The sequence below is a fragment of the Mesorhizobium sp. J428 genome (assembly GCF_024699925.1).
Lineage (GTDB): Bacteria > Pseudomonadota > Alphaproteobacteria > Rhizobiales > Rhizobiaceae > Mesorhizobium_A.
On sequence record NZ_JAJOMX010000001.1, the window covers coordinates 4,458,792 to 4,479,438 of the forward strand.

The following is a 20,647-nucleotide window of genomic DNA, read 5'->3' on the forward strand; positions in this document are numbered from 1 at the left end:
GACATTGTCCCGCTCATGCTTCCGGATGGGTCTCGATCTCGTCCTCGGCGCCGCCGAAGCCGTGCATATAGAGCGCCCATTGCAGTCCCACGACGGCGCCCTTGACCGGCTGCAGCAGGGCGATCGAGCCCAAAACGGTGATCGGCGCCCAGATGGCGAGATGGGTCCAGGTCGAAAGCTCGACCGCGGCCTCGACGCCCATGAAGGCGCCGACGACGATGTGGCCGACGATGAAGATGACCAGATAGGCGGGCAGGTCGTCGGCGCGGTGGTGGCCGATATGCTCGCCGCACACCGCGCAGTCGTCGACCGTCTTGGCGTAGCCCTGGAACAGCTTGCCCTCGCCGCAATGCGGGCAGCGCCCCATGAAGCCGCGCATCATCGCCTGCTTCAGGTCGCGCGCGGGCCGGCCGCTATGTGCCTCGCTGCCGAATTGGACCGTTTCCATCATCTTCTCCTCGACCGGCCACCCAGCCGGTTGCCGCCCGCGCGCGCCGTGCGCCGGCCACGCGCCTTGTGGAACGACTGCCGCATGCCCTGCAATGCGACCGGATCGCTCAGCATCTCGAAGCGCATCGAGCCTGCCAGCGGCGCCACTTCGACCAGCTTGACCTCGACGGCGTCGCCAAGGCGGTAGCCGCGCCCACTGCGGTCGCCGAACAGGGTGTGGGCGGTTTCGTCATAGATATAGTAATCGTCATGCAGCGTTGACACCGGCACGAAGCCGTCCGCGCCGTAAGTGGGCAACTGGACAAAAAGTCCGGACTTGGTCACACCCGTTATGCGTCCTTCGAAGGTCTCGCCCTTGCGCCCCGACAGATGCGCGGCGATCAGCCGGTCGACCGTGTCGCGCTCCGCCGCCATGGCGCGCCGTTCCGACGCCGAGATGAGCGCCGAAATCTCTTCCAGCCGCGCTTCCTCGTCGCGCGTCAGTCCGCCGGCGCCGAGGCCGAGCGAACCGATCAGCGCCCGGTGCACGATCAGGTCCGCATAGCGGCGGATCGGCGAGGTGAAGTGGGCGTAGCGGCGCAAGTTGAGGCCGAAATGGCCGATATTGTCGGGCGAGTAGACCGCCTGGCTCTGCGAGCGCAGCACCACCTCGTTGACGAGGCTTTCGTGCTCGGTGTCACGCACCTGGGCCAGGATGCCGTTGAACTGGGCCGGCCGAAGCTGCGCGCCCCGCGCGAGGCTGATCGACAGCGTGCGCAGGAACTCGCGCAGCGCCTCCTGCTTGGCGAGAGAAGGCGCGTCGTGGATGCGGTAGATCAGCGCCTGGCGCTTGTTTTCCAGCGTCTCCGCGGCCGCGACATTGGCCTGGATCATGAACTCCTCGATCAGCTTGTGCGCATCGAGGCGTTCCGGGACCGTCACACGGTCGACCGTGCCGTCTGGCTTGAGGAGGATTTTTCGCTCCGGCAGGTCGAGTTCGAGCGGATGGCGCGACTCGCGGCCGCGCTTGAGCACCGCATAGGCGTCCCAGAGCGGGCGAAGCACCGTGTCGAGCAGCGGGCCGGTCTTGTCATCCGGCCTGCCGTCGATCGCCGCCTGCGCCTGCGGATAGGCGAGTTTTGCCGCGGACTTCATCATGACGCGATGGAAGCTGTGACGGATTTTCCGTCCGTCGGCGGCAAAGGTCATGCGCACGGCGAGCGCCGGGCGGTCCTCGCCCTCGCGCAGCGAGCACAGGTCGTTGGAGATGCGCTCGGGCAGCATCGGCACGACGCGGTCGGGGAAATAGACCGAGTTGCCGCGCTTCAACGCCTCGCGGTCGAGCGGCGAGCCGGCGCGGATATAGGTCGCGACGTCGGCGATGGCGACGGTGGCGATGACGCCGCCGGTGTTGGCCGGGTCGGTGTCGGGCTCGGCGTGGACGGCATCGTCGTGGTCCTTGGCGTCGGCCGGGTCGATGGTGACGAGCGGCAGTCGGCGCCAGTCCTCGCGGTGCTCCATGCCGGCCGGCTTCATCGCGTCGGCCTCGGCCAGCACCTGCGGCGGGAAGACGTGCGGGATGTCGTGGGCGTGGATGGCGATCATCGAGACCGCCTTCTCGCTGTCGAGCGAGCCGAGCACGGCGACGACCTTGCCGCGCGGCAGGCCGTAGCGGCCGGAGGAGACCTGCTCGGCCTCGACCAGGTCGCCCGGCTTGGCGTCGCCGAGCGCGTCGGCGTCGATCATGAGTTCGGGCTGGCGGCGCTCGACCGGTTCGAGGCGGAAGGACCCGTCGGCGAGCTTGCGCAGGACGCCGAGCGCGAGGTCCTTGCGGTGGTCGATCAGGCGGATGACGCGGCCGGTATAGGCAGGACCCGGCCGCTCCTTCGCGGGAAAAACCTTGGCCAGAACGCGGTCGCCGACGCCGGCCGTCGGCGCCCTCGCGCCCCGCGGGCTGCGGATCGAGACGAGGACGGGATCGGCGTCTTCCGGCTGCTCGACCGGGCGGGCGAGCAGACCGCCCTCGCGGTCGCGGCCGAAGATTTCGAGCGCCACGACCGGGGGCAGGGCGCCGGGCCTGGAATAGGATTTGCGTTCGACGTCGAGCAGGCCTTCGCTGGCGAGCTCGGCGAGCGTCTGCTTCAGCCAGATGCGGCCTTCACCCTTCAGGCCGAAGGCCTTGGCGATGTCGCGCTTCGAGGCCAGGTCGGGGTTGGACTGGATGTAGTCGAGCAGGGCCTGACGGGTCGGGAAGCCGTCTTCGCCGACCTCCGCCGAGGCCGAATCCTGCCCGCCGCGGCGCTTGCCGGCCTTTCCGGATCCGGGCAGGCGCCGGGCCAACTATTTCGCCGCCTTCTTCTTGGCCGGCTTCGCCGCGGCCTTTTTGGGGGCCGCAGACTTCGCGGCCGCCTTGGCCGGGGATTTGCGGGCCGTCGATTTCGACTTGCCGCCGCCGGCCGCCTCGCGCGCCGCGATCAGCGCCAGGGCCTCTTCCATCGTGACGGAGGCCGGGTCCTTGCCCTTCGGGATGGTCGCGTTGACCTTGCCGAAGTTGACATAGGCGCCGTATTTGCCGTCGCGCACGGTGACGCTGCCGCCGCCGTCGGGATGCTCGCCGAGATCCTTCAGCGCCGCCGGCGTGCCGCCGCGCCGTCCCGGTCCCTTGGCGGCCTTCTCGGCAAGCACCGCGACCGCGCGGTTGATGCCGACGGAGAAGACGTCCTCGATCGATTCGAGATTGGCGTAGACGCCGTCGTGCAGGAGGAACGGTCCATAGCGGCCGAGGCCGGCGGAGATCATCTTGCCGGTCTCGGGATGCTGGCCGATGTCGCGCGGCAGCGAGAGCAGCGCCAGCGCCTTCTCGTGGTCCATCGTTTCGACCGTCCAGCCCTTGGGCAGGCTGGAGCGCTTGGCCTCCTTGCCCTCGCCGCGCTGGACATAGGGGCCGAAGCGGCCGTTCTTCAGGACGATTTCCTCATCCGTGTAGGGATCGCGGCCCAGAACCTTGTCGCCGCTCTCGCCCGAGACCGGCTCGCCATTGCCGTTCACGGCCTCGCCGAGCTGGCGGGTGTAGCCGCACTCGGGATAGTTGGAGCAGCCGACGAAGGCGCCGTATTTGCCGAGCTTGAGCGACAGGTTGCCGGTGCCGCAGCGCGGGCAGATGCGCGGATCGGAACCGTCCTCGCGGGCGGGGAAAACCAGCGGCGCGAGCTGCTCGTTGAGCGCATCGAGCACGTCGGTGACGCGCAACTCCTTGATGCCGTCCACGGCAGCGGAGAAGTCGGCCCAGAAATCGCGCAGCACGTCCTTCCAGGCGAGCTTGCCGTCGGAGATCTCGTCGAGCTTCTCCTCGAGGTCCGCCGTGAAGTCGTATTCGACATATTTCTCGAAGAAGCTTTCGAGGAAGGCGGTGACGATGCGGCCCTTCGAATGCGGCGTCAGCCGGCGCTTGTCGACGACGACGTATTCGCGGTCTTCCAGCGTCTTCAGCGTCGCGGCGTAGGTCGAGGGACGGCCGATGCCGAGCTCTTCCAGCTTCTTGATGAGGGACGCTTCCGAATAGCGCGGCGGCGGCTCGGTTGTGTGCTGATCGGCGGTGATCTTCTCGCGGGCGAGGTTTTCGCCGGCGCGGATCTCCGGCAGGCGCTTGCTCTCCTCATCTTCAGAATCGTCGTCCTTTGGATCGACATAGGCGGCGAGGAAGCCGTCGAAGCGGGTGACGGAGCCGACGGCGCGAAGCTGCGCGGTCTGTGCGCCATTCTTCGCCTCGATCTCGACCGTCGTGCGCTCGATCTCGGCCGGCTGCATCTGCGAGGCGATCGCGCGCTTCCAGATCATCTCGTAGAGGCGGAACTGATCGGAATCGAGATGGGCGCGGACGGAGGCCGGGGTGCGGAAGAAGTCTGTCGGGCGGATGGCCTCGTGCGCTTCCTGCGCGTTCTTCGCCTTGGCGGAATAGAAGCGCGGCTTTTCCGGCAGGTAGCTGTCGCCAAACTCCTTGCCGATCGCGGCGCGGGCGGCCGAGATCGCCTCCGGCGCCATCTGCACGCCGTCGGTTCGCATATAAGTGATGAGGCCGACCGTCTCGCCGCCGACGTCGAGGCCTTCATAGAGCTTCTGGGCGATCTGCATCGTGCGCGAGGCCGAGAAGCCGTAGCGCGACGAGGCCGCCTGCTGCAGCGTCGAGGTGGTGAAGGGCGGGCCGGGATTGCGCTTGGCGGGCTTCGCCTCGACCGAGACGGCATTGAAGGTCGCGCCTTCGAGCATCGTCTTGATGCCGTTGGCCTGTTCCGCGGTCTTGATGTCCAGCTTCTGGAGGCGCTTGCCCTCGAAGCCGGTCAGCCGCGCCTCGAACGTGTCCTTGCGCGGCGTGGCGAGGAGTGCGGCGATGTTCCAGTATTCTTCGCGGACGAAGCGCTCGATCTCCAGCTCGCGGTCGCAGACCAGCCTAAGCGCCACCGACTGGACGCGTCCGGCCGAGCGGGCGCCCGGCAGCTTGCGCCAGAGCACGGGCGACAGGGTGAAGCCGACGAGATAGTCGAGCGCCCGGCGGGCGAGATAGGCCTCGACCAGCGGCGCATCGATGTCGCGCGGCTTGGCCATCGCGTCGAGCACGGACTGCTTGGTGATCGCGTTGAAGACGACGCGGCTGACGTGCTTGTCCTTGAGCACGCGCTTGTTGCGCAGCACCTCCAGCACGTGCCAGGAAATCGCCTCGCCCTCGCGATCCGGGTCGGTCGCGAGGATCAGCCCGTCGGCGCCCTTCACCGCGCTGGCGATGTCGGCCAGACGCTTGGACGAGGCCGAATCGACCGCCCAGGACATGGCGAAATCCTCCTCGGGACGGACCGAGCCGTCCTTGGGAGGCAGGTCGCGGACATGCCCGAACGAGGCCAGAACCTTGTAGTTCTTGCCCAGATATTTGTTGATTGTCTTCGCCTTTGCGGGCGATTCGACGACGACGACGTCCATCCGATGTCCGGCACTTTCCGATCGCGGGGAAGAGGAATTCCGCGCCGCGATCCTTGACGATTGCGCCCGTCAAATGGCCGTGCTTTCGGTCGCGGTCAAGTGGCCGGCTGATTTTGGCGGTATGCCCGACGCCCCGCGATGCGTCTTCGGATGCGTCGACATATGCAATTTTAAGTGTTATATAGGGATATATTTTATCTTAGGTTGCATTGGTGAACGCGAATGACAGCCAGTCCCACGGACCCGCCGCCAGACACTCGGGCGCGGCCGTCTCCGTCCGCGCATGACATGGCGGGCCCGGAGACGCTGCGCGATACGCTCGACTATATGCGCTCGATGCTGACGGAGCTTTCCGGCATCGCGCGGCGCCAGCGGCTCGACATGCTTGCCTACCTGATCGAGATGGCCTCGGTGGAGGCGTCGGACGCACTCGCGCGCGACAGCGTCCGGCGAAAGGGCGGTCGTGCCCGGCCCGGCGCGTCAGATCAGTGAGACCTGTCCGCCGGGATGGCGTTCGAGCCGTCCGGCGAGATCGAGCTCGAGCAGGATCATGAACACCTGCGCCGGATGAAGGCCGGTGTGGCGGATGATCTCGTCCACGCCGGTCGGCACCGGCCCGAGCGCCTCTATCACCCGCTCCCTGTCCATGTCGCCGGGGGGCGGCGTGGCGGTGAAGTCCGGCGGCTCCTCGAACGTCTCCGCCTCGCCGAGCGGGCGGCCGATCAGCGGCGAGATCGCCTCGATGACGTCGCGGGCCTCCGTCACCAGCGTCGCGCCGTCCTTGAGCAGGCCGTTGGTGCCGGCGGCGCGCGGGTCGAGCGGCGATCCCGGCACGGCGAAGACGAGCCGGCCGAGCTCTCCGGCCATCCGGGCGCTGATCAGCGAGCCGGACCTGAACGCCGCCTCGACGACGACCAGCCCGAGCGACAGCCCGGCGATGATGCGGTTGCGGCGGGGGAAGTCGCGCGCCCTCGGCTCCCAGCCGAACGGCATTTCGGACACCGCCGCGCCATTGGCCGCCAGCGCCTGCATCAGATCCGCGTTCTCGGGAGGATAGGGCCGGTCGAGGCCGCCGGCGAGCACCGCGATGCCGCCTGTCGCCAGGCTGCCCTCATGCGCGGCCGTGTCGATGCCGCGGGCGAGCCCCGAGACAATGGCGAAACCCTCGCGGCCGAGATCGGCGGCGAGCATGCGCGCCATGCGGATGCCGGCGAGCGAGGCGTTGCGGGCGCCGACGATCGCGACCGGCGGCAGCACGAAGACGTTGGCGTTGCCCCTGACGGCGATCAGGGGAGGCGGGTTCTCGACCCGCCGCAGGATCGGCGGGTAGTCGGTCTCGCCGATGGCGACGAAGCGCGCGCCGGCCTTTGCCGCCAGCACCATTTCCGCTTCCGCCTCGGCGACCGAGGGAACGCGCAGCAGCCGGCTGCCGCCGCCCAGGCGGGTAAGTTCCGGCAGCATCTCGATCGCCGTCTCGGCAGAGCCGAAACGGTTGATCAGGTCGCGGAAGGTGGCGGGACCGATATTGTCGGTGCGGATGAGGCGGAGCCAGGCGAGACGCTGGCGGTCGCTGAAGGAAGGGCCGGCGCGGCCTGTCGTCACCCGCTCGCCCCGATGCGCGTCTCGTTGCCGTCGAGGAGGCGACGAATGTTGGCGTGATGCTTGAAGAAGACGATGACGCTCATGACCGTGAACAGCCACGCCACGCTGGCCGGGCCGAACCAAAAGAAGAGAGAGAGCGGAACGGCGACGGCCGCGAGCAGCGCGGCGAGCGACGAGTAGCGCGTGAGATAGGCGATGGCGAGCCAGACGATGGCGAAGACCAGCGCCGCCTTCCAGGCAAGCGCGAGAAGCACGCCGAGATAGGTCGCCACGCCCTTGCCGCCCTTAAAGCCGAGCCAGACCGGGAAGAGATGGCCGAGGAACGCGGCGAAGCCGGCGGCGATGCCGAAGGCCGGTCCCCAGGTAGCGGCGACGAGCACGGCGACCGTGCCCTTGAGTGCGTCGAGGAGGAGGGTGAGCGCCGCGAGCTTCTTGTTGCCGGTGCGCAGCACGTTGGTCGCGCCGATATTGCCGGAGCCGATGCGCCGCACGTCGCCCAGTCCGGCGATGCGCGTGATGATCAGGCCGAACGGGATGGAGCCGAGGAGATAGCCGAAGATGATGACCGCCGCATACAGCGGCAGGTTCCCGGCCCAGTCGATCTGGTCAGACATCAGGCTCCCTCCAACGCCCGGTGCACTGTGCGTCCCGCCACCATCGTTTGCAAGACCTGGCCTTGCAGCCGCGCGCCCTCGAAGCAGGAGTTCTTGGAGCGCGACAGGATGTCGGCCTCGCGCACCACCCACGGCGCGTCGAGATCGACCACGATCAGGTCGGCCGGCATGCCGGGCGCAAGGCCTCCCCCCGACAGCCCGAACACTTTCGCAGGATTGCGTGACAGTATTTCTGCGATGCGCAGCAGCGGAAGATCGCCATTGTGGTAGAGGCGCAGCGTGACGGCGAGCAGCGTCTCCAGCCCGATCGCGCCGGCGGCCGCATCCGCGAAGGGAAGCCGCTTGGTGTCGACGTCCTGCGGGTCGTGCGAGGAGGAGACGAGGTCGATGGTCCCGTCGCGCAGCGCCTCGATCATCGCCAAGCGGTCCTCCTCCGCCCTGAGCGGCGGCGCGAGCCGGAAGAAGGTGCGATATTCGCCGATGTCGTTCTCGTTGAGCGACAGGTTGTGGATCGCCACGCCCGCGGTGACATTCGCGCCGTCGTTCTTGGCGCGCGCGATCGCGGCGGCGGACATGGCGGTCGAGATCTTGGCGGCGTGGTAGGCGCCGCCGGTGAGCCGCGCGAGCAGCAGGTCGCGTTCGAGCGGGATCGCCTCGGCCTCGCGCGGAATGCCCGATAGGCCGAGCCAGCTGGCATAGAGGCCCTCGTTCATGACGCCGCCGCCGAGGTCGCGGTCCTGGGTTTCATGCGCGATGGTGACGCCGAAGTCGCGCGCATAGCTGAGCGCCCGGCGCATGATCAGCGCGTTGGAGATGGTGTGGCGGCCCTCGGTGAAGCCAACAGCGCCGGCCTCGCGCAACAGGCCGAATTCGGTCATTTCGGAGCCGTGGAAGCCCTTGGTGATCGAGGCGGCGGGATGGACGCGCACCTTGGCCGTGTCGCGCGCGGTGCGCTGGACGAACTCCACCAACGCGACATTGTCGATGACGGGATCGGTGTCCGGCATCATCACCATCGAGGTGACGCCGCCGGCGGCAGCCGCGATGCTCGCCGAGGCGATGGTCTCGCGATGCTCGCCGCCCGGTTCGCCGATGAACACGCGGCTGTCGACGAGGCCGGGCAGGATCGCAGCGCCCCGGCAGTCGATGACGGCAGCGCCGCCCGGCGCGCCCTGGTTCCTCACGGAAGCGCCGGCGGCGACGATCCTTCCCTCCGCCACGAGCACGGAGCCCTGCTCGTCGAGGCCTCGCGCGGGGTCGACCACCCTTGCATTGATGAAAAGCGTCGGGCTCATGCGTCGCGCCCCTCGTTGCGGCGCGGGTCGAGGAGGGCTTCCATCACCGCCATGCGGACGGCGACGCCCATCTCGACCTGCTCCTGGATCACGCTCTGCGGGCCGTCGGCGATCTCCGACGCGATTTCGACGCCGCGGTTCATCGGGCCGGGATGCATGACCAGCGCGTCGTCCTTCGCCGCCTTCAGCTTCTCGGCGTCGAGGCCGAAATAGCGGAAGTATTCGCGCACCGACGGCACGAAGGCGCCCTCCATGCGCTCGCGCTGCAGGCGCAGCATCATCACGACGTCGACGTCCTTCAGGCCCTCCGCCATGGTGCGGAACACGTCCACGCCCATGTTCGCGATGCCGGAGGGCAGCAGCGTCGAGGGCGCGACGGCGCGGACGCGGGCGCCCAGCGCATTGAGGAGCAGGATGTTCGAGCGGGCGACGCGCGAATGCAGGATGTCGCCGCAGATCGCGACCGTCAGCTTGTGCAGCGGACCCTTCGCGCGGCGGATGGTGAGCGCATCGAGCAGCGCCTGGGTCGGGTGCTCGTGGGCGCCGTCGCCGGCATTGACCACGGAGCAGGCGACCTTCTGCGCCAGAAGGGCCGCGGCGCCCGCGGAGGAGTGGCGGATGATGAGGATGTCGGGCCGCATCGCGTTCAGCGTCATCGCCGTGTCGATGAGGGTCTCGCCCTTTTTCACCGAGGAACTGGCGACCGACATGTTCATGACGTCGGCGCCGAGCCGCTTGCCGGCGAGTTCGAAGGAGGACTGCGTGCGGGTCGAGGCCTCGTAGAAGAGGTTGATCTGGGTGCGCCCACGCAGGCGGCTCGATTTCTTCTCCGGCTGGCGCGACAGCGCCACCGCCGCGTCGGCCCGGTCGAGGAGAAGTTCAATGTCGGGAGGAGAAAGCCCCTGGATGCCGAGAAGGTGTCGGTGCGGGTAGAGCGGGAGGGCTTGAGCGTCTGTCATCTCAAGGCTGGTGCTATAGAAGCGGGGAACGGCTGCCGCAAGCGGCGCGGCGTTTTCCCACGGCATTTTCGACGTGCAGCCCTTGCGGACTCGGCTATATGTCGGACAGGTGGGCCGCCGGGCCCGTGGACGCACGCCCCGGATGGCCATGTGGAGCACGATGTGAACCACGACGTGACCAACCAGACGCCGCCGCTGACCGGCTCGAACGCCTGGCGCGGCGACCCGCTGCTGATGCAGCTGGCGCAGGATTTTTCCGAACCGGTGCGCAAGGATCTCGACGCGCTCGGCCGCTTCGTGCTGTCGCCCGAGGCGCAGGACCTGGCGCGGCTGGCCAACACCGAGCTGCCGAAGCTGAGGACGCACGACCGGCAGGGCAGGCGGCTCGACATCGTCGAGTTCCACCCCGCCTACCACGCGCTGATGCGCCGCTCGATCACCAACGGCCTGCATTCCTCGATCTGGGAGAACGGCGAGGCCGAGACCGGCAAGCGCCACCAGATCCGCGCCGCGCGCTTCTTCCTGACCTCCGAGCTCGAATGCGGCCATCTGTGCCCGGTCACCATGACGAGCGCGTCGCTCGCCGCGCTGATGGCGAGCCCGAAGGCGTTCCGCGAATGGGCGCCGCGCATCACCTCGCGCAAATACGACCAGTCGAACAAGGCGCCGGTCGACAAGGCCGGCCTGACGCTCGGCATGGGCATGACCGAGAAGCAGGGCGGCACGGACGTGCGCGCCAACACGACGCGGGCCGAGAAGGCCGGCAACGGCTTCTACCGCATCACCGGCCACAAATGGTTCATGTCCGCGCCGATGTCGGACGCGTTCCTGGTGCTGGCCCAGGCGAGCGAGGGTCTGTCCTGCTTCCTCGTGCCGCGCCTTCTCGGCGACGGGGCAGGCAACGGGCTCGCCTTCCAGCGGCTCAAGGACAAGCTCGGCAACAAGTCGAACGCGTCGTCCGAGGTCGAGTTCAACAATTCTCTCGGCGAGATGATCGGTGAGCCGGGCGCGGGCGTGAAGACGATCATGGACATGGTGACGCTGACGCGGCTCGACTGCGCGCTCGCCTCGTCCGGCATCATGCGCGCCGGCCTGCAGGAAGCGGTGCACCACGCCCGCCACAGGAAGGTGTTCGGCGAGACGCTGATGGAGCAGCCGCTGATGCAGCGCGTGCTGGCCGACATGGCGCTCGACGTCGCAGCTGCCACCGCGCTGTCCTTCCGACTGGCGCGCGCCTTCGACGAGGCCGCGGTCGACCGCTCCGAGGCCTCCTTCGCCCGCGCCATGACGCCGGTGGTGAAGTACTGGGTGTGCAAGACGGCGCCGCCGCTGCTCTACGAGGCGATGGAGTGCCTCGGCGGCAACGGCTATGTCGAGGAAGCGCCGCTCGCCCGCTATTACCGAGAGGCTCCGGTGAACGCGATCTGGGAAGGCTCGGGCAATGTGATGGCGCTCGACGTGCTGCGCGTGCTGCAGCGCGGCCCGGCGCTGTTCGAGGAGGTCATCGCCGGCATCGACAAGGATCTGGGCGCCAGCGGGCGGGGCACGTCCGACGTGCTGCGGGCGGCGATGCAGATCGCGGCATCGGACGACGGCTCTGCGCGCATCCTCACCGAGCAGCTCGCGCTGTCGGCGGCGGCCGCCGAGCTCAAGCGGCTGGGGGCGGGGCGCATCGCCGACGCCTTTATCGAGACGCGGCTGGCGGGCCAGTGGCGCAACACCTACGGCATGCTCGACGGCCGCCACGACCCTCGCGCGATCCTGGAGACGCTCTATCCGGAGGTCGGCTGATTTTTTCGTGGCCGGGTCCGTTAACCTTAACGAATGGTTTCCATTGCGGAGGGTCGCGAGCAGGGTAGTTTACCGGTTGTTAACCGAGAATCCCCATGCGGCCGCTTCTCACCTATCTCGTGCCGGTCTACTGGATGGCTGCCTTTGCGCTGATGGCGGCGCAGGCCGTCTCGCACCCGGTCGGGCTGGAGCTGTTTCCCGGCAGCGGCGTCGCGCCGATTGTGCTCGAGGCGGGGAAGGCGATGAATCACGGCGTTTCCACCGCCTTCTCGATCGCCTTCGGCCTGGTGGCCACGCTCTTCCTATGGACGTTCCTGACCGCCGTGCTGGCCGCGGAGGACTATCCGGGCGGATATGAGGAGGTGGCGAGCATCGCCTTCGGCGGCGCCGTGCTCATGGTCACGATCGCCCTGGTCGTCTCGGCTGCGCGCGGCGAGGGGGGCGTGCAGGGGGCCGGTGCCTTCCAGCTAGCCGCGCTGATGGCCTCCTACGTCGCCGTGATTGCGGAGCGCCGCGCCTTTGCCGCGCCGAAGGCGACCGAGGCGGACCAGTTCCGCGCCGCTGCGCGCCGCATGGCGCTGGGGGCGGCGCATTCGAGCATGCTGACCCGCCTGGTCGGCCGCAACGCACCACAGGGCGGAGCCGACTGAGATGAAATACGTCTTCTTCGCCTGGGCCGCACCGCTCGGCCTGTTCTGGGGCTGGTTCTTCCTCTCGGCCAACGACATCAATTTCGGCTCGATCTATCTGAGCCGGGCGCTGCATGAGCTCGTTTTCGAACTCTACGGCGAGATGCTCGGCGTCGCGCCCGAGACGATCCCGTGGCTGATCGCCAAGGCCTGCATCTTCGACACCCTGCTGATTCTTGCGATCTGGGCGTTCCGCCGCCGGCGCCTGATCGCCGCGCAGTGGACCGCGCTGCGCGAGCGCCTCATGCCGGCCGGCGCAGCGCCCGAAGGCGATCCAGCACGCCTTGAAGGATGAAGGCGGCCGCGGCCGAATCGATCTTCGTCTCGCGCCGCTTGCGGGAAAAATCCATCTCGATCAACGTGCGCTCGGCGGCGACCGTCGACAGCCGCTCGTCCCAGAACAACAGCGGCATCTCCGTCAGCTTCGACAGGTTGCGCGCAAACGCCCGGCTCGCCTGGGCGCGCGGCCCCTCGCTGCCGTCCATGTTGACCGGCAGGCCGATCGCCAGCGCATAAACTTCATCGCGGGCCAGCGCCGAAAGCAAGGCGGCGGCGTCGAGCGCGAATTTCTTGCGCATGATGACCGGCCGCGGGTGCGCAAATGACAGGTTGCGGTCGGACACGGCAAGCCCGATCGTGGTCGTGCCGGGATCGATGCCGGCGACCGTCTTTCCGGCGGGCAGGGTGCGCGCGAGTTCCTCTACGTCGATGATCGCCACGAGGCTTTCCGGCCCTTTCACGGTTTGACGGGACACGCGGGCGTTCTATCTTCCGTTCGACTCATTGGCGAGGACCATCTGCGATGAAACTGACCTGGCACGGGCATTCCGCCTTCACCATCGAAACCGCCGGCAAGAAGATCGTCGTCGATCCCTTCATCACCGGCAATCCAGGCGCGAAGCAGGGCTGGCAGGACGTCGCGCAGGGCGCGACGCACGTTCTCCTGACCCACGGCCACAACGACCATATCGGCGACGCGGTGGACATCTGCAAACAGTCCGGCGCCATGCTGGTGGCGAATTTCGAGATCTGCATGTTCCTGGTCGGCAAGGGCGTCGACGGCGCGAAGATCAATCCGGGCAATCACGGCGGCACGCTCGACTGCGGCGGCTTCACGACGACGTTCGTGCAGGCGCTGCATTCCTCGTCCTTCGGCGGCGAGGGCGGCACCAACACCTATCTCGGCAATCCGGCGGGACTCGTGCTGCACTTCCCCGACGCGCCGACGCTCTATCACTTCGGCGACACCGACATCTTCGGCGACATGGCGCTGATCAACGAACTGCACGAGCCCTCGATCGGCATCGTGCCGATCGGCGACAGGTTCACCATGGGCGGGGCGGTCGCCGCACTCGCCTGCCGTCGCTTCTTCAAGCTCGACGTGGCGATCCCTTGCCACTACGCTTCCTTCCCGATCATCGACCAGAACGCCGACAAGTTCGTCGCCGCGATGGAGGGATCGTCGACCAAGGTGATCGTGCCGGAGGTCGGCAAGGCGTTTTCCGTCTGAATCGTTTCGCGATGGATGAGTGACGGCCGGGCGGCCGGGGTCGAGGGGGATAGCAATGAGAAGATATGTGTTCCGCGCGGCGGGCGCGCTGATGCTGGCGGCTGCGCTGCCGGCCGCTGCGGCCGACACGTTCGTGTCCGGCGTCTACCTGCGGTCGCAGGAGCTTTGCGAGCAGGCGAAGACGAACGGGGTCGAGTCCGTGCTGGAGGAGGGCAACGTGCTGCTCACCGAACGCGGATCTCGAGAGCTACGAATACAATTGCGAGTTCCTGACCGTGACGCCGGCCACGCGGGCGCCGGGATGGGTCGTCGCGGCGCTCTGCCAGGAACCAGGCTACGCATTTCCCGACGTTCTCTCCGTGATCAAGATGAACGACACCCAGCTCGACTTCGCCTCTGTGCGGGCGACCACCGAGGACGATCCCGGCAACAGCGGCAGCTACTTCCTGTGCGAAGGCGTGGAAATGCCCTGAAGCTTGCGGCGATGGCGGGCGAGCTCGGATGCGTTACGTTGTCGGCTGCCACGGATCGATGACGACAACACCGGTTCCCTCGAAATCGCGCACGTTACGCGTTACCACGGACAGGCCATTGACCAGGGCGGTGGCTGCGATCAGCGCGTCGACCTCGTTCCGTGGGTTCGGGACATGCAGATGCGCGCACCGTGTGGCGACGACGTCGTCGACGGCGAGGATACGGCCGGCAAATTCGGGACGAACGTGGTTGTCGAGCCAGGCACGCAACCGTGCGCCCTGGGCATGATCGCGCCGCTGGACGCCGAGCACGCCGCGCTCCAGCTCGAGAATGGTGATCGCCGAGATGAAGAAGCGATCCGCATCTTCGGCTTCCACCCACGATACCACGTTGGCGTCGGCCTTGCCGTCGCCGATCTTGCGCAGTTCCGAAACCACGTTGGTGTCGAGCAGGTAGCTCACGACAGGTCTATCTGCCGCGGTTCGATCTCGATCCGGGTCGTATCGAGATCGATCTCCGACAGTCCGGGCATGGCAAGGCTTTCCGCGAGATTGCGGCGCCTGCCGGTCAGCCGCTGAAAATCGCCATATGTCATCAGAACATGCGAAGGCTTGCCGCGATCGGTGATGACCACGGGGCCTTTCTGCGCCGCTTTCTTGGCGCTGCTCACGTCATGGTTCAGTTCGCGGCTGGACAGGGTGCTGATGGTCATCGCGACCTCCATGTAGGTAAGTGCCTACATATCGCGAAGGTGCGTCGAAAGCAATTGATCGCAAAGCGGACTGTCGCGCCTTGCCGTCAAGTGTTGCGCCGCCGAAAGGCGGGCGGTATAGGCCGGTTTCCGCTTGCCCGCCCTTCCGGAGCGCATCCATGTCCGTCGATATCGCCACCGTCAAACGCGTCGCCCGCCTTGCCCGCATCGCGGTGAACGAGGAGGATGCCGAGCGCATGACCGGCGAGCTTAATGCGATCCTGGGCTTCGTCGAGCAACTGGGCGAGGTCGATGTGTCCGGCGTCGAGCCGATGACGTCGGTGACGCCGATGGTGATGAAGAAGCGGCAGGACGTGGTCAACGACGGCGGCATCGCCGACAAGATTGTTTCGAACGCGCCCGCGACGGCCGAGAATTTCTTCCTCTACCGAAGGTCGTCGAGTAAGCGACCGCCCGCCACCGCCCTGCACAAGCCCGTAGCACCGGACCACAGATGACCGACCTGACCAGACTGACGATCGCGGAAGCGCGGACCCGCCTCAAGGCGAAGGAGTTTTCCGCGCGCGAGATCACCGAAGCCTACCTGTCCGCCATCGACGCGGCCAATGAGCGCTTCAACGCCTATGTTGCGGTGACGCACGACCAGGCCCGCGAGATGGCGGCGGCGTCGGACGCGAAGCTGGCGAAGGGGGAGGGCGGTGCGCTCGAAGGCATTCCGCTCGGCATCAAGGACCTGTTCGCGACCAAGGGCGTGCACACCCAGGCCGCCAGCCACATCCTCGACGGCTTCAAGCCGGAATACGAATCGACCGTGACGGCGAACCTGTGGGCCGACGGCGCGGTCATGCTCGGTAAGCTCAACATGGACGAGTTCGCCATGGGCTCGTCGAACGAGACGTCGTACTACGGCCCGGTCGTGAACCCCTGGCGGCGCGGCGCGAACGGCGTCGGCCAGGCCGACAACAAGCTCTTGGTGCCCGGCGGCTCGTCGGGCGGTTCGGCCGCAGCGGTCGCTGCCTGGCTCTGCGCGGGCGCTACCGCCACCGACACCGGCGGTTCGATCCGCCAGCCGGCCGCCTTCACCGGAACGGTCGGCATCAAGCCGACCTACGGCCGCGTGTCGCGTTGGGGGACGGTGGCCTTCGCTTCGTCACTCGACCAGGCCGGCCCGATCGCCCGCGACGTGCGCGATGCCGCGATCCTTTTGAAGTCGATGGCCTCGGTCGATGCGAAGGACACGACCTCGGTCGACCTCGCGGTGCCGGACTACGAGGCCGCACTCGGCCAGTCGATGAAGGGCATGAAGATCGGCATCCCGCGCGAATACCGCGTCGACGGCATGCCAGACGAGATCGAGAAGCTGTGGAGAGAGGGCATCGAGTATCTGCGGGCCGCGGGCGCCGAGATCGTCGACATCTCGCTGCCGCACACGAAATACGCCCTGCCGGCCTACTACATCGTGGCGCCGGCCGAAGCCTCGTCCAACCTCGCGCGCTATGACGGAGTCCGCTACGGCCTGCGCGTGCCGGGCAAGGACATCATCGACATGGACGAGAAGACCCGCGCCGAAGGCTTCGGCCGCGAGGTCAAGCGCCGCATCATGATCGGCACCTATGTGCTGTCGGCCGGCTATTACGACGCCTATTACGTCCAGGCGCAGAAGGTGCGCACGCTGATCAAGCGCGACTTCGAGAACGCCTATCGCGACGGCATCGACGCGATCCTGACGCCAGCGACGCCGTCGGCCGCCTTCGGCATCGCCGACGAGGACATGGCCTCGGACCCGGTGAAGATGTACCTCAACGACATCTTCACCGTGACGGTGAACATGGCAGGGCTGCCGGGCATCGCCGTGCCGGCCGGCGTCGACGCGAACGGCCTGCCGCTTGGCCTGCAGCTCATCGGCCGGCCGTTCGACGAGGAAACCCTGTTCCGCGCCGCCCATGTCATCGAGCAGGCGGCCGGCCGCTTCGAACCGCAGAAGTGGTGGTGAGCCGGGGAGGGCGCTGAACCATGTTCTTCGTCCTCTCGAAACTGTTCTGGTTCCTGATCCAGCCGGTCAACCTGGCGATCATCCTGTTGATCGCCGGACTGCTGCTGGCGATGCTGCGCTGGCATCGCACCGCCTATGGCCTGTTCGGCATAGCCGCCCTCGGCCTCGCCCTGTGCGTCTGGACCTCGTTCGGCGCGCTTCTCGTAACCCCGCTGGAGGACCGGTTTCCGCGTCCGCCGCTGCCTGAGAAGGTGGCGGGCATCGTCGTCCTCGGCGGGGGATTCGAGGGCGGCATCAACCTGGTGCGAGGCGGCTACGAGCTGAATTCGGGCGGTGACCGCTATGTCGAGGCGGCCGCGCTCGCCCGACGCTATCCGGAGGCGACGATCGTCATTTCCGGTGGCACGGGTGCGCTGCTGCTTGAAGGCGAGGACGATGCCTCGACCGCCGTGCGGCTGTTCGAGGCGCTGGGCATTCCGCGGGAACGGCTGGTCCTGGAAGGGAAGTCCCGCAATACCTACGAGAATGCGGTATTCACGAAGGAACTGGTGACGCCGGCGCCGGGCGAGACCTGGCTGCTGGTGACGTCGGCCTTCCACATGCCGCGCTCGATGGCGCTTTTCCGCCAGGCGGGTTTCCCGGTGACGCCATGGCCGGTCGACTATCGCACGACCGGCCGCGAGGGCATCGGCTTCTTCGTCGACAATCCGGTCGATTCGCTCCAGACCGCCACGCTTGGCATCCGCGAATGGATCGGACTGATCGCCTACTGGCTGACCGGGCGGATCGACCAGCCCTTTCCCTCGCCCTAAACCTCAGTCGAGGAACAGCCAGAGCAGGATGATGATCGGGATCGGAATCCCGAGAAGCCAGAGCGCGATGCCGCGAAGCATGTGAACCTCCTTGCCGGTTGGAAACGATGACGTTCCCACAACGGCGCGGCGCTGCGTCCGGTTCCCGCTCAATCCGTCACGGCTGCGCGCGCGGCGGAGAAGAACTGCCTGCGCAGGAGCACGATGAAGACGAAGATCGTGGTGGCGGCGAACACAGCCGGCCCGATGAACCAGCCGAGATAGCCGATCGAGAAGAAGATGCCGCGCAGGCCCGAATTGAAATGCCCGCCCGCCAGAACGTTCATCCGCGCTGCCCGGGCGATCGCCTTGGCCGTGTCATGCCCGTCGCGGTTCTCGTCTTTCAGCACCGGAACCGCGCCGACGAGGATCGAACAGTAGTTGAACAGCCGGTAGGCCCAGCCGAACTTGAAGAAGGAGTAGGAGAGGATCACCAGCAGGCCGAGCACCTTGAGCTCGAACTCCTGGCGCGACGTCTCGGCGCCGAAGGGTAGGTCGCGCAGCACGGTCAGCACCTCTTCCGACGCGCCGAGCAGCGCCACGCAGCCGCCGATGGCGAAGATCGAGGTGGAGGCGAAGAAGGCGGTGCCCTGCTGCAGGCCCGCCATGATGCCGGTGTCGATCATGCGCAGCTCGCGCCGCGCCATGGTGCGCATCCACTCCTCGCGCTGCCGGTTCATCGCCTGGGTGAGAGTGGTGCGCCGTGAAAGCCGGCCGGAGGCGGCGAAGGCGAACAGGACCCATACCGCGACGAAAAAGACGAGCGCGGCGGCGTCGGCGAATTTGAGGTGGAACGATTCGAGCGCCATGTCCGATCAGATCATGTCCGGGCGCCCGGGGAAACCGCAAGATTCTGTCGCATCGCACAGGGCGCGCCGCAATTTCGACATCGCCGTTCACACGATGTTAACCGTCACGTTTCGCTCAACCATTTGATTGCGAAAGAGAAAAGGGGAAATGTCGAAATGCCGCTGCGGAAGCCGGCCGCGTTTTCGCCTCATTTTGCAATTGCGAAAAGAGCGTCGGCGAAGTAAAAGCCACCCGGAAAGCGGTGGGATCGCCCGCGCCTGGGATGGCGCGGTGGACGACCTGCCAGCGGTAAGGACATCATGGACGATAGCGTTCAAAAATCCTGCTGGGGCGTTGCCGCCAAAGCAGTCGTGGGTTTCGCATTCATCATTCTCCTGGCCTGGCTGATCGGTGGCGCCGAGAGCGCGGCCGTCGTAGCAGCGAGATGAGCTGTCCGGCGACGCCGATGTCGCCGCCGGGCTTGCCGAAGTCGGCTTGCGGTTAGAATTCGCAGCGTGAAGGACGCAGAAGTGCTATCTCCGTCATGGGGATTGCGCTGATGTTCCTTTCGGTTTTCGACCTGTTCAAGATCGGCATCGGGCCGTCGAGCTCCCATACGATGGGGCCGATGACGGCCGCCGTGCGCTTTCTCGACGAGATCCTCAACGGCGACTGGCCGCGGCCGCACGATGTCGCCGTTTTCCGGCTCGCCGCGAGCCTGCACGGATCGCTTGCCTATACCGGCATCGGCCACGGCACCGACCGCGCGGTGGTGCTCGGCCTGACCGGCCTCACGCCGATGACCGTCGATCCCGACAGGGTGGACGAGATCATCGCCGGGGTCGCGGCGGCGAAGGCGGTCAGTCCGCCCGGCCACCCGGCCTATCGCTTCGATCCGGCCGCCGACCTGGTGATGGACCGCAAGACGCCGCTTTCCGGCCACGCCAACGGCATGACCTTTTCCGCGCTCGACGCGGACGGTCGCGTGCTGCTCAGGCGCATCTACTATTCGATCGGCGGCGGCTTCGTCGTGTCCGACGAGGAACTGCAGCGGCTGAAGGCGAGGGGGCCTGAAGCCGCGGCGAACGATGTGCCCTATCCCTTCTCGCACGCGGCCGAGATGCTCGACATGGCGGCGACGAGCGGGCTGTCCATCGCCGAGATGAAGCGCGCCAACGAGGAGACTCGGCTGTCGCGCGAGGAGCTGGATCAAGGCCTCGATAACGTCTGGGCGGCGATGCGCGGCGCGATCGAGCGCGGCCTGACCCAGGAGGGCATCATGCCCGGCGGGCTGAAGGTGAAGCGCCGCGCCCGCCAGCTGCACGACAAGCTGCAGGAGGAATGGCGGCAGAACCGCCCGAACCCGCTGCTCGCCAACGACTGGCTGTCGGTCTACGCGATGGCCGTGAACGAGGAGAACGCCGCCGGCGGGCGCATCGTCACCGCGCCGACCAATGGCGCGGCCGGCGTCATCCCGGCGGTGATGCGCTACTGGCTGCATTTCCACCCCGAGGCCGATCAGGCCGGCATCCGCGACTTCCTGCTCACCGCGGCCGCCGTGGGCGGCATCATCAAGCACAACGCCTCGATCTCCGGCGCGGAGGTCGGCTGCCAGGGGGAGGTGGGATCGGCCTCGGCCATGGCCGCCGCCGGCCTCGCCGCCGTCATGGGCGGCACGCCGATGCAGGTGGAGAACGCCGCCGAGATCGCGCTGGAGCACCATCTCGGCATGACCTGCGATCCCGTCGGCGGCCTCGTGCAGGTGCCGTGCATCGAGCGCAACGCGCTGGGCGCGGTGAAGGCCGTCACCGCCGCTTCGCTGGCGCTCAAGGGCGACGGCACGCATTTCGTGCCGCTCGACGCCGCCATCGAGACGATGCGCCAGACCGGCCTCGACATGAACGAGAAATACAAGGAGACCAGCCTCGGCGGGCTGGCGGTCAACGTGGTGGAGTGTTGACCGGTCTT

Annotated in this window: 21 protein-coding genes and 1 pseudogene; 10 read left to right on the forward strand and 12 right to left on the reverse strand. The window is 67.3% G+C overall.

Annotated features, from left to right (window positions below):
- Positions 1-13: 13 nt before the first annotated feature.
- The 3 genes from LRS09_RS22360 to topA are packed head-to-tail and all read right to left on the reverse strand — an operon-like array spanning position 14 to position 5,400.
- Positions 14-448, reverse strand: coding sequence for a DUF983 domain-containing protein (locus LRS09_RS22360; protein WP_257809160.1), 435 nt, complete (start codon positions 446-448; stop codon positions 14-16).
- Positions 448-2,769 (reverse strand): ribonuclease R, encoded by a 2,322-nt coding sequence (gene rnr, locus LRS09_RS22365; RefSeq protein ID WP_374684872.1) that lies wholly within the window; start codon positions 2,767-2,769, stop codon positions 448-450. Before rnr ends, LRS09_RS22360 begins: the two co-directional genes overlap by 1 nt.
- Positions 2,770-5,400 carry a type I DNA topoisomerase gene (gene topA, locus LRS09_RS22370; protein ID WP_257809161.1) on the reverse strand — a complete coding sequence of 877 codons (2,631 nt, stop codon included), beginning with the start codon at positions 5,398-5,400 and terminating at the stop codon, positions 2,770-2,772.
- Positions 5,401-5,688: 288 nt separating this feature from the next.
- On the opposite strand from topA, the gene LRS09_RS22375 reads away from it, so the two are divergent.
- Complete coding sequence (locus LRS09_RS22375; protein ID WP_257809163.1) at positions 5,689-5,892, forward strand: hypothetical protein; 204 nt, start codon at positions 5,689-5,691, stop codon at positions 5,890-5,892.
- On the opposite strand, the gene dprA is transcribed toward LRS09_RS22375, so the two are convergent.
- From dprA to LRS09_RS22395, 4 genes are read right to left on the reverse strand one after another with little or no spacing between them, the layout of a single operon-like run.
- Positions 5,881-7,002 (reverse strand): DNA-processing protein DprA, encoded by a 1,122-nt coding sequence (gene dprA / locus LRS09_RS22380; RefSeq protein WP_257809164.1) that lies wholly within the window; start codon positions 7,000-7,002, stop codon positions 5,881-5,883. The two genes, LRS09_RS22375 and dprA, sit on opposite strands and share 12 nt — an antisense overlap.
- The gene (gene plsY / locus LRS09_RS22385) at positions 6,999-7,616 is read right to left on the reverse strand and encodes a glycerol-3-phosphate 1-O-acyltransferase PlsY (protein ID WP_257809165.1); all 618 of its coding nucleotides are present in this window, start codon (positions 7,614-7,616) and stop codon (positions 6,999-7,001) included. The genes dprA and plsY overlap by 4 nt, the downstream gene beginning before the upstream one ends.
- Positions 7,616-8,911 carry a dihydroorotase gene (locus LRS09_RS22390; RefSeq protein ID WP_257809166.1) on the reverse strand — a complete coding sequence of 432 codons (1,296 nt, stop codon included), beginning with the start codon at positions 8,909-8,911 and terminating at the stop codon, positions 7,616-7,618. Before LRS09_RS22390 ends, plsY begins: the two co-directional genes overlap by 1 nt.
- On the reverse strand, positions 8,908-9,870 hold the full coding sequence (locus tag LRS09_RS22395) for an aspartate carbamoyltransferase catalytic subunit (protein WP_257809167.1): 963 nt from the start codon (positions 9,868-9,870) through the stop codon (positions 8,908-8,910). The genes LRS09_RS22390 and LRS09_RS22395 overlap by 4 nt, the downstream gene beginning before the upstream one ends.
- A gap of 162 nt (positions 9,871-10,032) precedes the next feature.
- Here LRS09_RS22395 and LRS09_RS22400 point away from each other — a divergent pair, with 162 nt between their 5' ends.
- From LRS09_RS22400 to LRS09_RS22410, 3 genes are all read left to right on the forward strand, one after another.
- Positions 10,033-11,661 (forward strand): acyl-CoA dehydrogenase family protein, encoded by a 1,629-nt coding sequence (locus tag LRS09_RS22400; protein ID WP_257809168.1) that lies wholly within the window; start codon positions 10,033-10,035, stop codon positions 11,659-11,661.
- A gap of 95 nt (positions 11,662-11,756) precedes the next feature.
- The gene (locus LRS09_RS22405) at positions 11,757-12,311 is read left to right on the forward strand and encodes a hypothetical protein (RefSeq protein ID WP_257809169.1); all 555 of its coding nucleotides are present in this window, start codon (positions 11,757-11,759) and stop codon (positions 12,309-12,311) included.
- A gap of 1 nt (position 12,312) precedes the next feature.
- Positions 12,313-12,645: a DUF6105 family protein gene (locus LRS09_RS22410; RefSeq protein ID WP_257809170.1), complete on the forward strand. Its 333-nt coding sequence runs from the start codon at positions 12,313-12,315 to the stop codon at positions 12,643-12,645.
- Here LRS09_RS22410 and ruvX read toward each other — a convergent pair.
- Positions 12,593-13,069, reverse strand: a complete 477-nt coding sequence (gene ruvX / locus LRS09_RS22415) for a Holliday junction resolvase RuvX (RefSeq protein ID WP_257810288.1) — start codon at positions 13,067-13,069, stop codon at positions 12,593-12,595. The two genes, LRS09_RS22410 and ruvX, sit on opposite strands and share 53 nt — an antisense overlap.
- Before the next feature lie 83 nt (positions 13,070-13,152).
- On the opposite strand from ruvX, the gene LRS09_RS22420 reads away from it, so the two are divergent.
- The gene (locus LRS09_RS22420; RefSeq protein ID WP_257809171.1) at positions 13,153-13,860 is read left to right on the forward strand and encodes a metal-dependent hydrolase; all 708 of its coding nucleotides are present in this window, start codon (positions 13,153-13,155) and stop codon (positions 13,858-13,860) included.
- Positions 13,861-14,135: 275 nt separating this feature from the next.
- Positions 14,136-14,333 (forward strand): hypothetical protein, encoded by a 198-nt coding sequence (locus tag LRS09_RS30110; protein WP_308240334.1) that lies wholly within the window; start codon positions 14,136-14,138, stop codon positions 14,331-14,333.
- A gap of 33 nt (positions 14,334-14,366) precedes the next feature.
- Here the strand turns inward: LRS09_RS30110 and LRS09_RS22430 are convergent, their stop codons facing one another.
- Together LRS09_RS22430 and LRS09_RS22435 are read right to left on the reverse strand one after the other, a co-directional pair.
- Entirely contained in the window at positions 14,367-14,795 is a 429-nt protein-coding gene (locus LRS09_RS22430; RefSeq protein ID WP_257809172.1) for a type II toxin-antitoxin system VapC family toxin, read from the reverse strand.
- Entirely contained in the window at positions 14,792-15,046 is a 255-nt protein-coding gene (locus LRS09_RS22435) for a type II toxin-antitoxin system Phd/YefM family antitoxin (RefSeq protein WP_257810289.1), read from the reverse strand. Before LRS09_RS22435 ends, LRS09_RS22430 begins: the two co-directional genes overlap by 4 nt.
- A 158-nt stretch (positions 15,047-15,204) precedes the next feature.
- On the opposite strand from LRS09_RS22435, the pseudogene gatC reads away from it, so the two are divergent.
- The 3 genes and pseudogenes from gatC (at position 15,205) to LRS09_RS22450 (ending at position 17,851) form a co-directional block, all read left to right on the forward strand.
- Positions 15,205-15,491, forward strand: a pseudogene (gatC, locus tag LRS09_RS22440) (Asp-tRNA(Asn)/Glu-tRNA(Gln) amidotransferase subunit GatC).
- Positions 15,492-15,539: 48 nt separating this feature from the next.
- Complete coding sequence (gene gatA, locus LRS09_RS22445; RefSeq protein WP_257809174.1) at positions 15,540-17,039, forward strand: Asp-tRNA(Asn)/Glu-tRNA(Gln) amidotransferase subunit GatA; 1,500 nt, start codon at positions 15,540-15,542, stop codon at positions 17,037-17,039.
- Positions 17,040-17,059: 20 nt separating this feature from the next.
- Positions 17,060-17,851, forward strand: a complete 792-nt coding sequence (locus LRS09_RS22450) for a YdcF family protein (RefSeq protein WP_257809175.1) — start codon at positions 17,060-17,062, stop codon at positions 17,849-17,851.
- A gap of 3 nt (positions 17,852-17,854) precedes the next feature.
- On the opposite strand, the gene LRS09_RS22455 is transcribed toward LRS09_RS22450, so the two are convergent.
- Together LRS09_RS22455 and LRS09_RS22460 are read right to left on the reverse strand one after the other, a co-directional pair.
- Positions 17,855-18,004 carry a hypothetical protein gene (locus LRS09_RS22455; RefSeq protein WP_257809176.1) on the reverse strand — a complete coding sequence of 50 codons (150 nt, stop codon included), beginning with the start codon at positions 18,002-18,004 and terminating at the stop codon, positions 17,855-17,857.
- Positions 18,001-18,699, reverse strand: coding sequence for a DUF599 domain-containing protein (locus LRS09_RS22460; RefSeq protein WP_257809177.1), 699 nt, complete (start codon positions 18,697-18,699; stop codon positions 18,001-18,003). Before LRS09_RS22460 ends, LRS09_RS22455 begins: the two co-directional genes overlap by 4 nt.
- A gap of 539 nt (positions 18,700-19,238) precedes the next feature.
- On the opposite strand from LRS09_RS22460, the gene LRS09_RS22465 reads away from it, so the two are divergent.
- Positions 19,239-20,639, forward strand: a complete 1,401-nt coding sequence (locus LRS09_RS22465; protein ID WP_257809178.1) for an L-serine ammonia-lyase — start codon at positions 19,239-19,241, stop codon at positions 20,637-20,639.
- Positions 20,640-20,647: the final 8 nt, after the last annotated feature.

Excerpts from the sequence above, each read along its gene's own strand:
- LRS09_RS22360 (WP_257809160.1), bottom strand. The coding sequence starts at position 448 with ATGGAAACGGTCCAATTCGGCAGCGAGGCACATAGCGGCCGGCCCGCG.
- topA (WP_257809161.1), bottom strand. The coding sequence starts at position 5,400 with ATGGACGTCGTCGTCGTCGAATCGCCCGCAAAGGCGAAGACAATCAAC.
- LRS09_RS22375 (WP_257809163.1), top strand. The coding sequence starts at position 5,689 with ATGGCGGGCCCGGAGACGCTGCGCGATACGCTCGACTATATGCGCTCG.
- plsY (WP_257809165.1), bottom strand. The coding sequence starts at position 7,616 with ATGTCTGACCAGATCGACTGGGCCGGGAACCTGCCGCTGTATGCGGCG.
- LRS09_RS22390 (WP_257809166.1), bottom strand. The coding sequence starts at position 8,911 with ATGAGCCCGACGCTTTTCATCAATGCAAGGGTGGTCGACCCCGCGCGA.
- LRS09_RS22395 (WP_257809167.1), bottom strand. The coding sequence starts at position 9,870 with ATGACAGACGCTCAAGCCCTCCCGCTCTACCCGCACCGACACCTTCTC.
- LRS09_RS22405 (WP_257809169.1), top strand. The coding sequence starts at position 11,757 with ATGCGGCCGCTTCTCACCTATCTCGTGCCGGTCTACTGGATGGCTGCC.
- LRS09_RS22410 (WP_257809170.1), top strand. The coding sequence starts at position 12,313 with ATGAAATACGTCTTCTTCGCCTGGGCCGCACCGCTCGGCCTGTTCTGG.
- LRS09_RS22420 (WP_257809171.1), top strand. The coding sequence starts at position 13,153 with ATGAAACTGACCTGGCACGGGCATTCCGCCTTCACCATCGAAACCGCC.
- LRS09_RS22435 (WP_257810289.1), bottom strand. The coding sequence starts at position 15,046 with ATGACCATCAGCACCCTGTCCAGCCGCGAACTGAACCATGACGTGAGC.
- gatA (WP_257809174.1), top strand. The coding sequence starts at position 15,540 with ATGACCGACCTGACCAGACTGACGATCGCGGAAGCGCGGACCCGCCTC.
- LRS09_RS22450 (WP_257809175.1), top strand. The coding sequence starts at position 17,060 with ATGTTCTTCGTCCTCTCGAAACTGTTCTGGTTCCTGATCCAGCCGGTC.
- LRS09_RS22460 (WP_257809177.1), bottom strand. The coding sequence starts at position 18,699 with ATGGCGCTCGAATCGTTCCACCTCAAATTCGCCGACGCCGCCGCGCTC.
- LRS09_RS22465 (WP_257809178.1), top strand. The coding sequence starts at position 19,239 with ATGTTCCTTTCGGTTTTCGACCTGTTCAAGATCGGCATCGGGCCGTCG.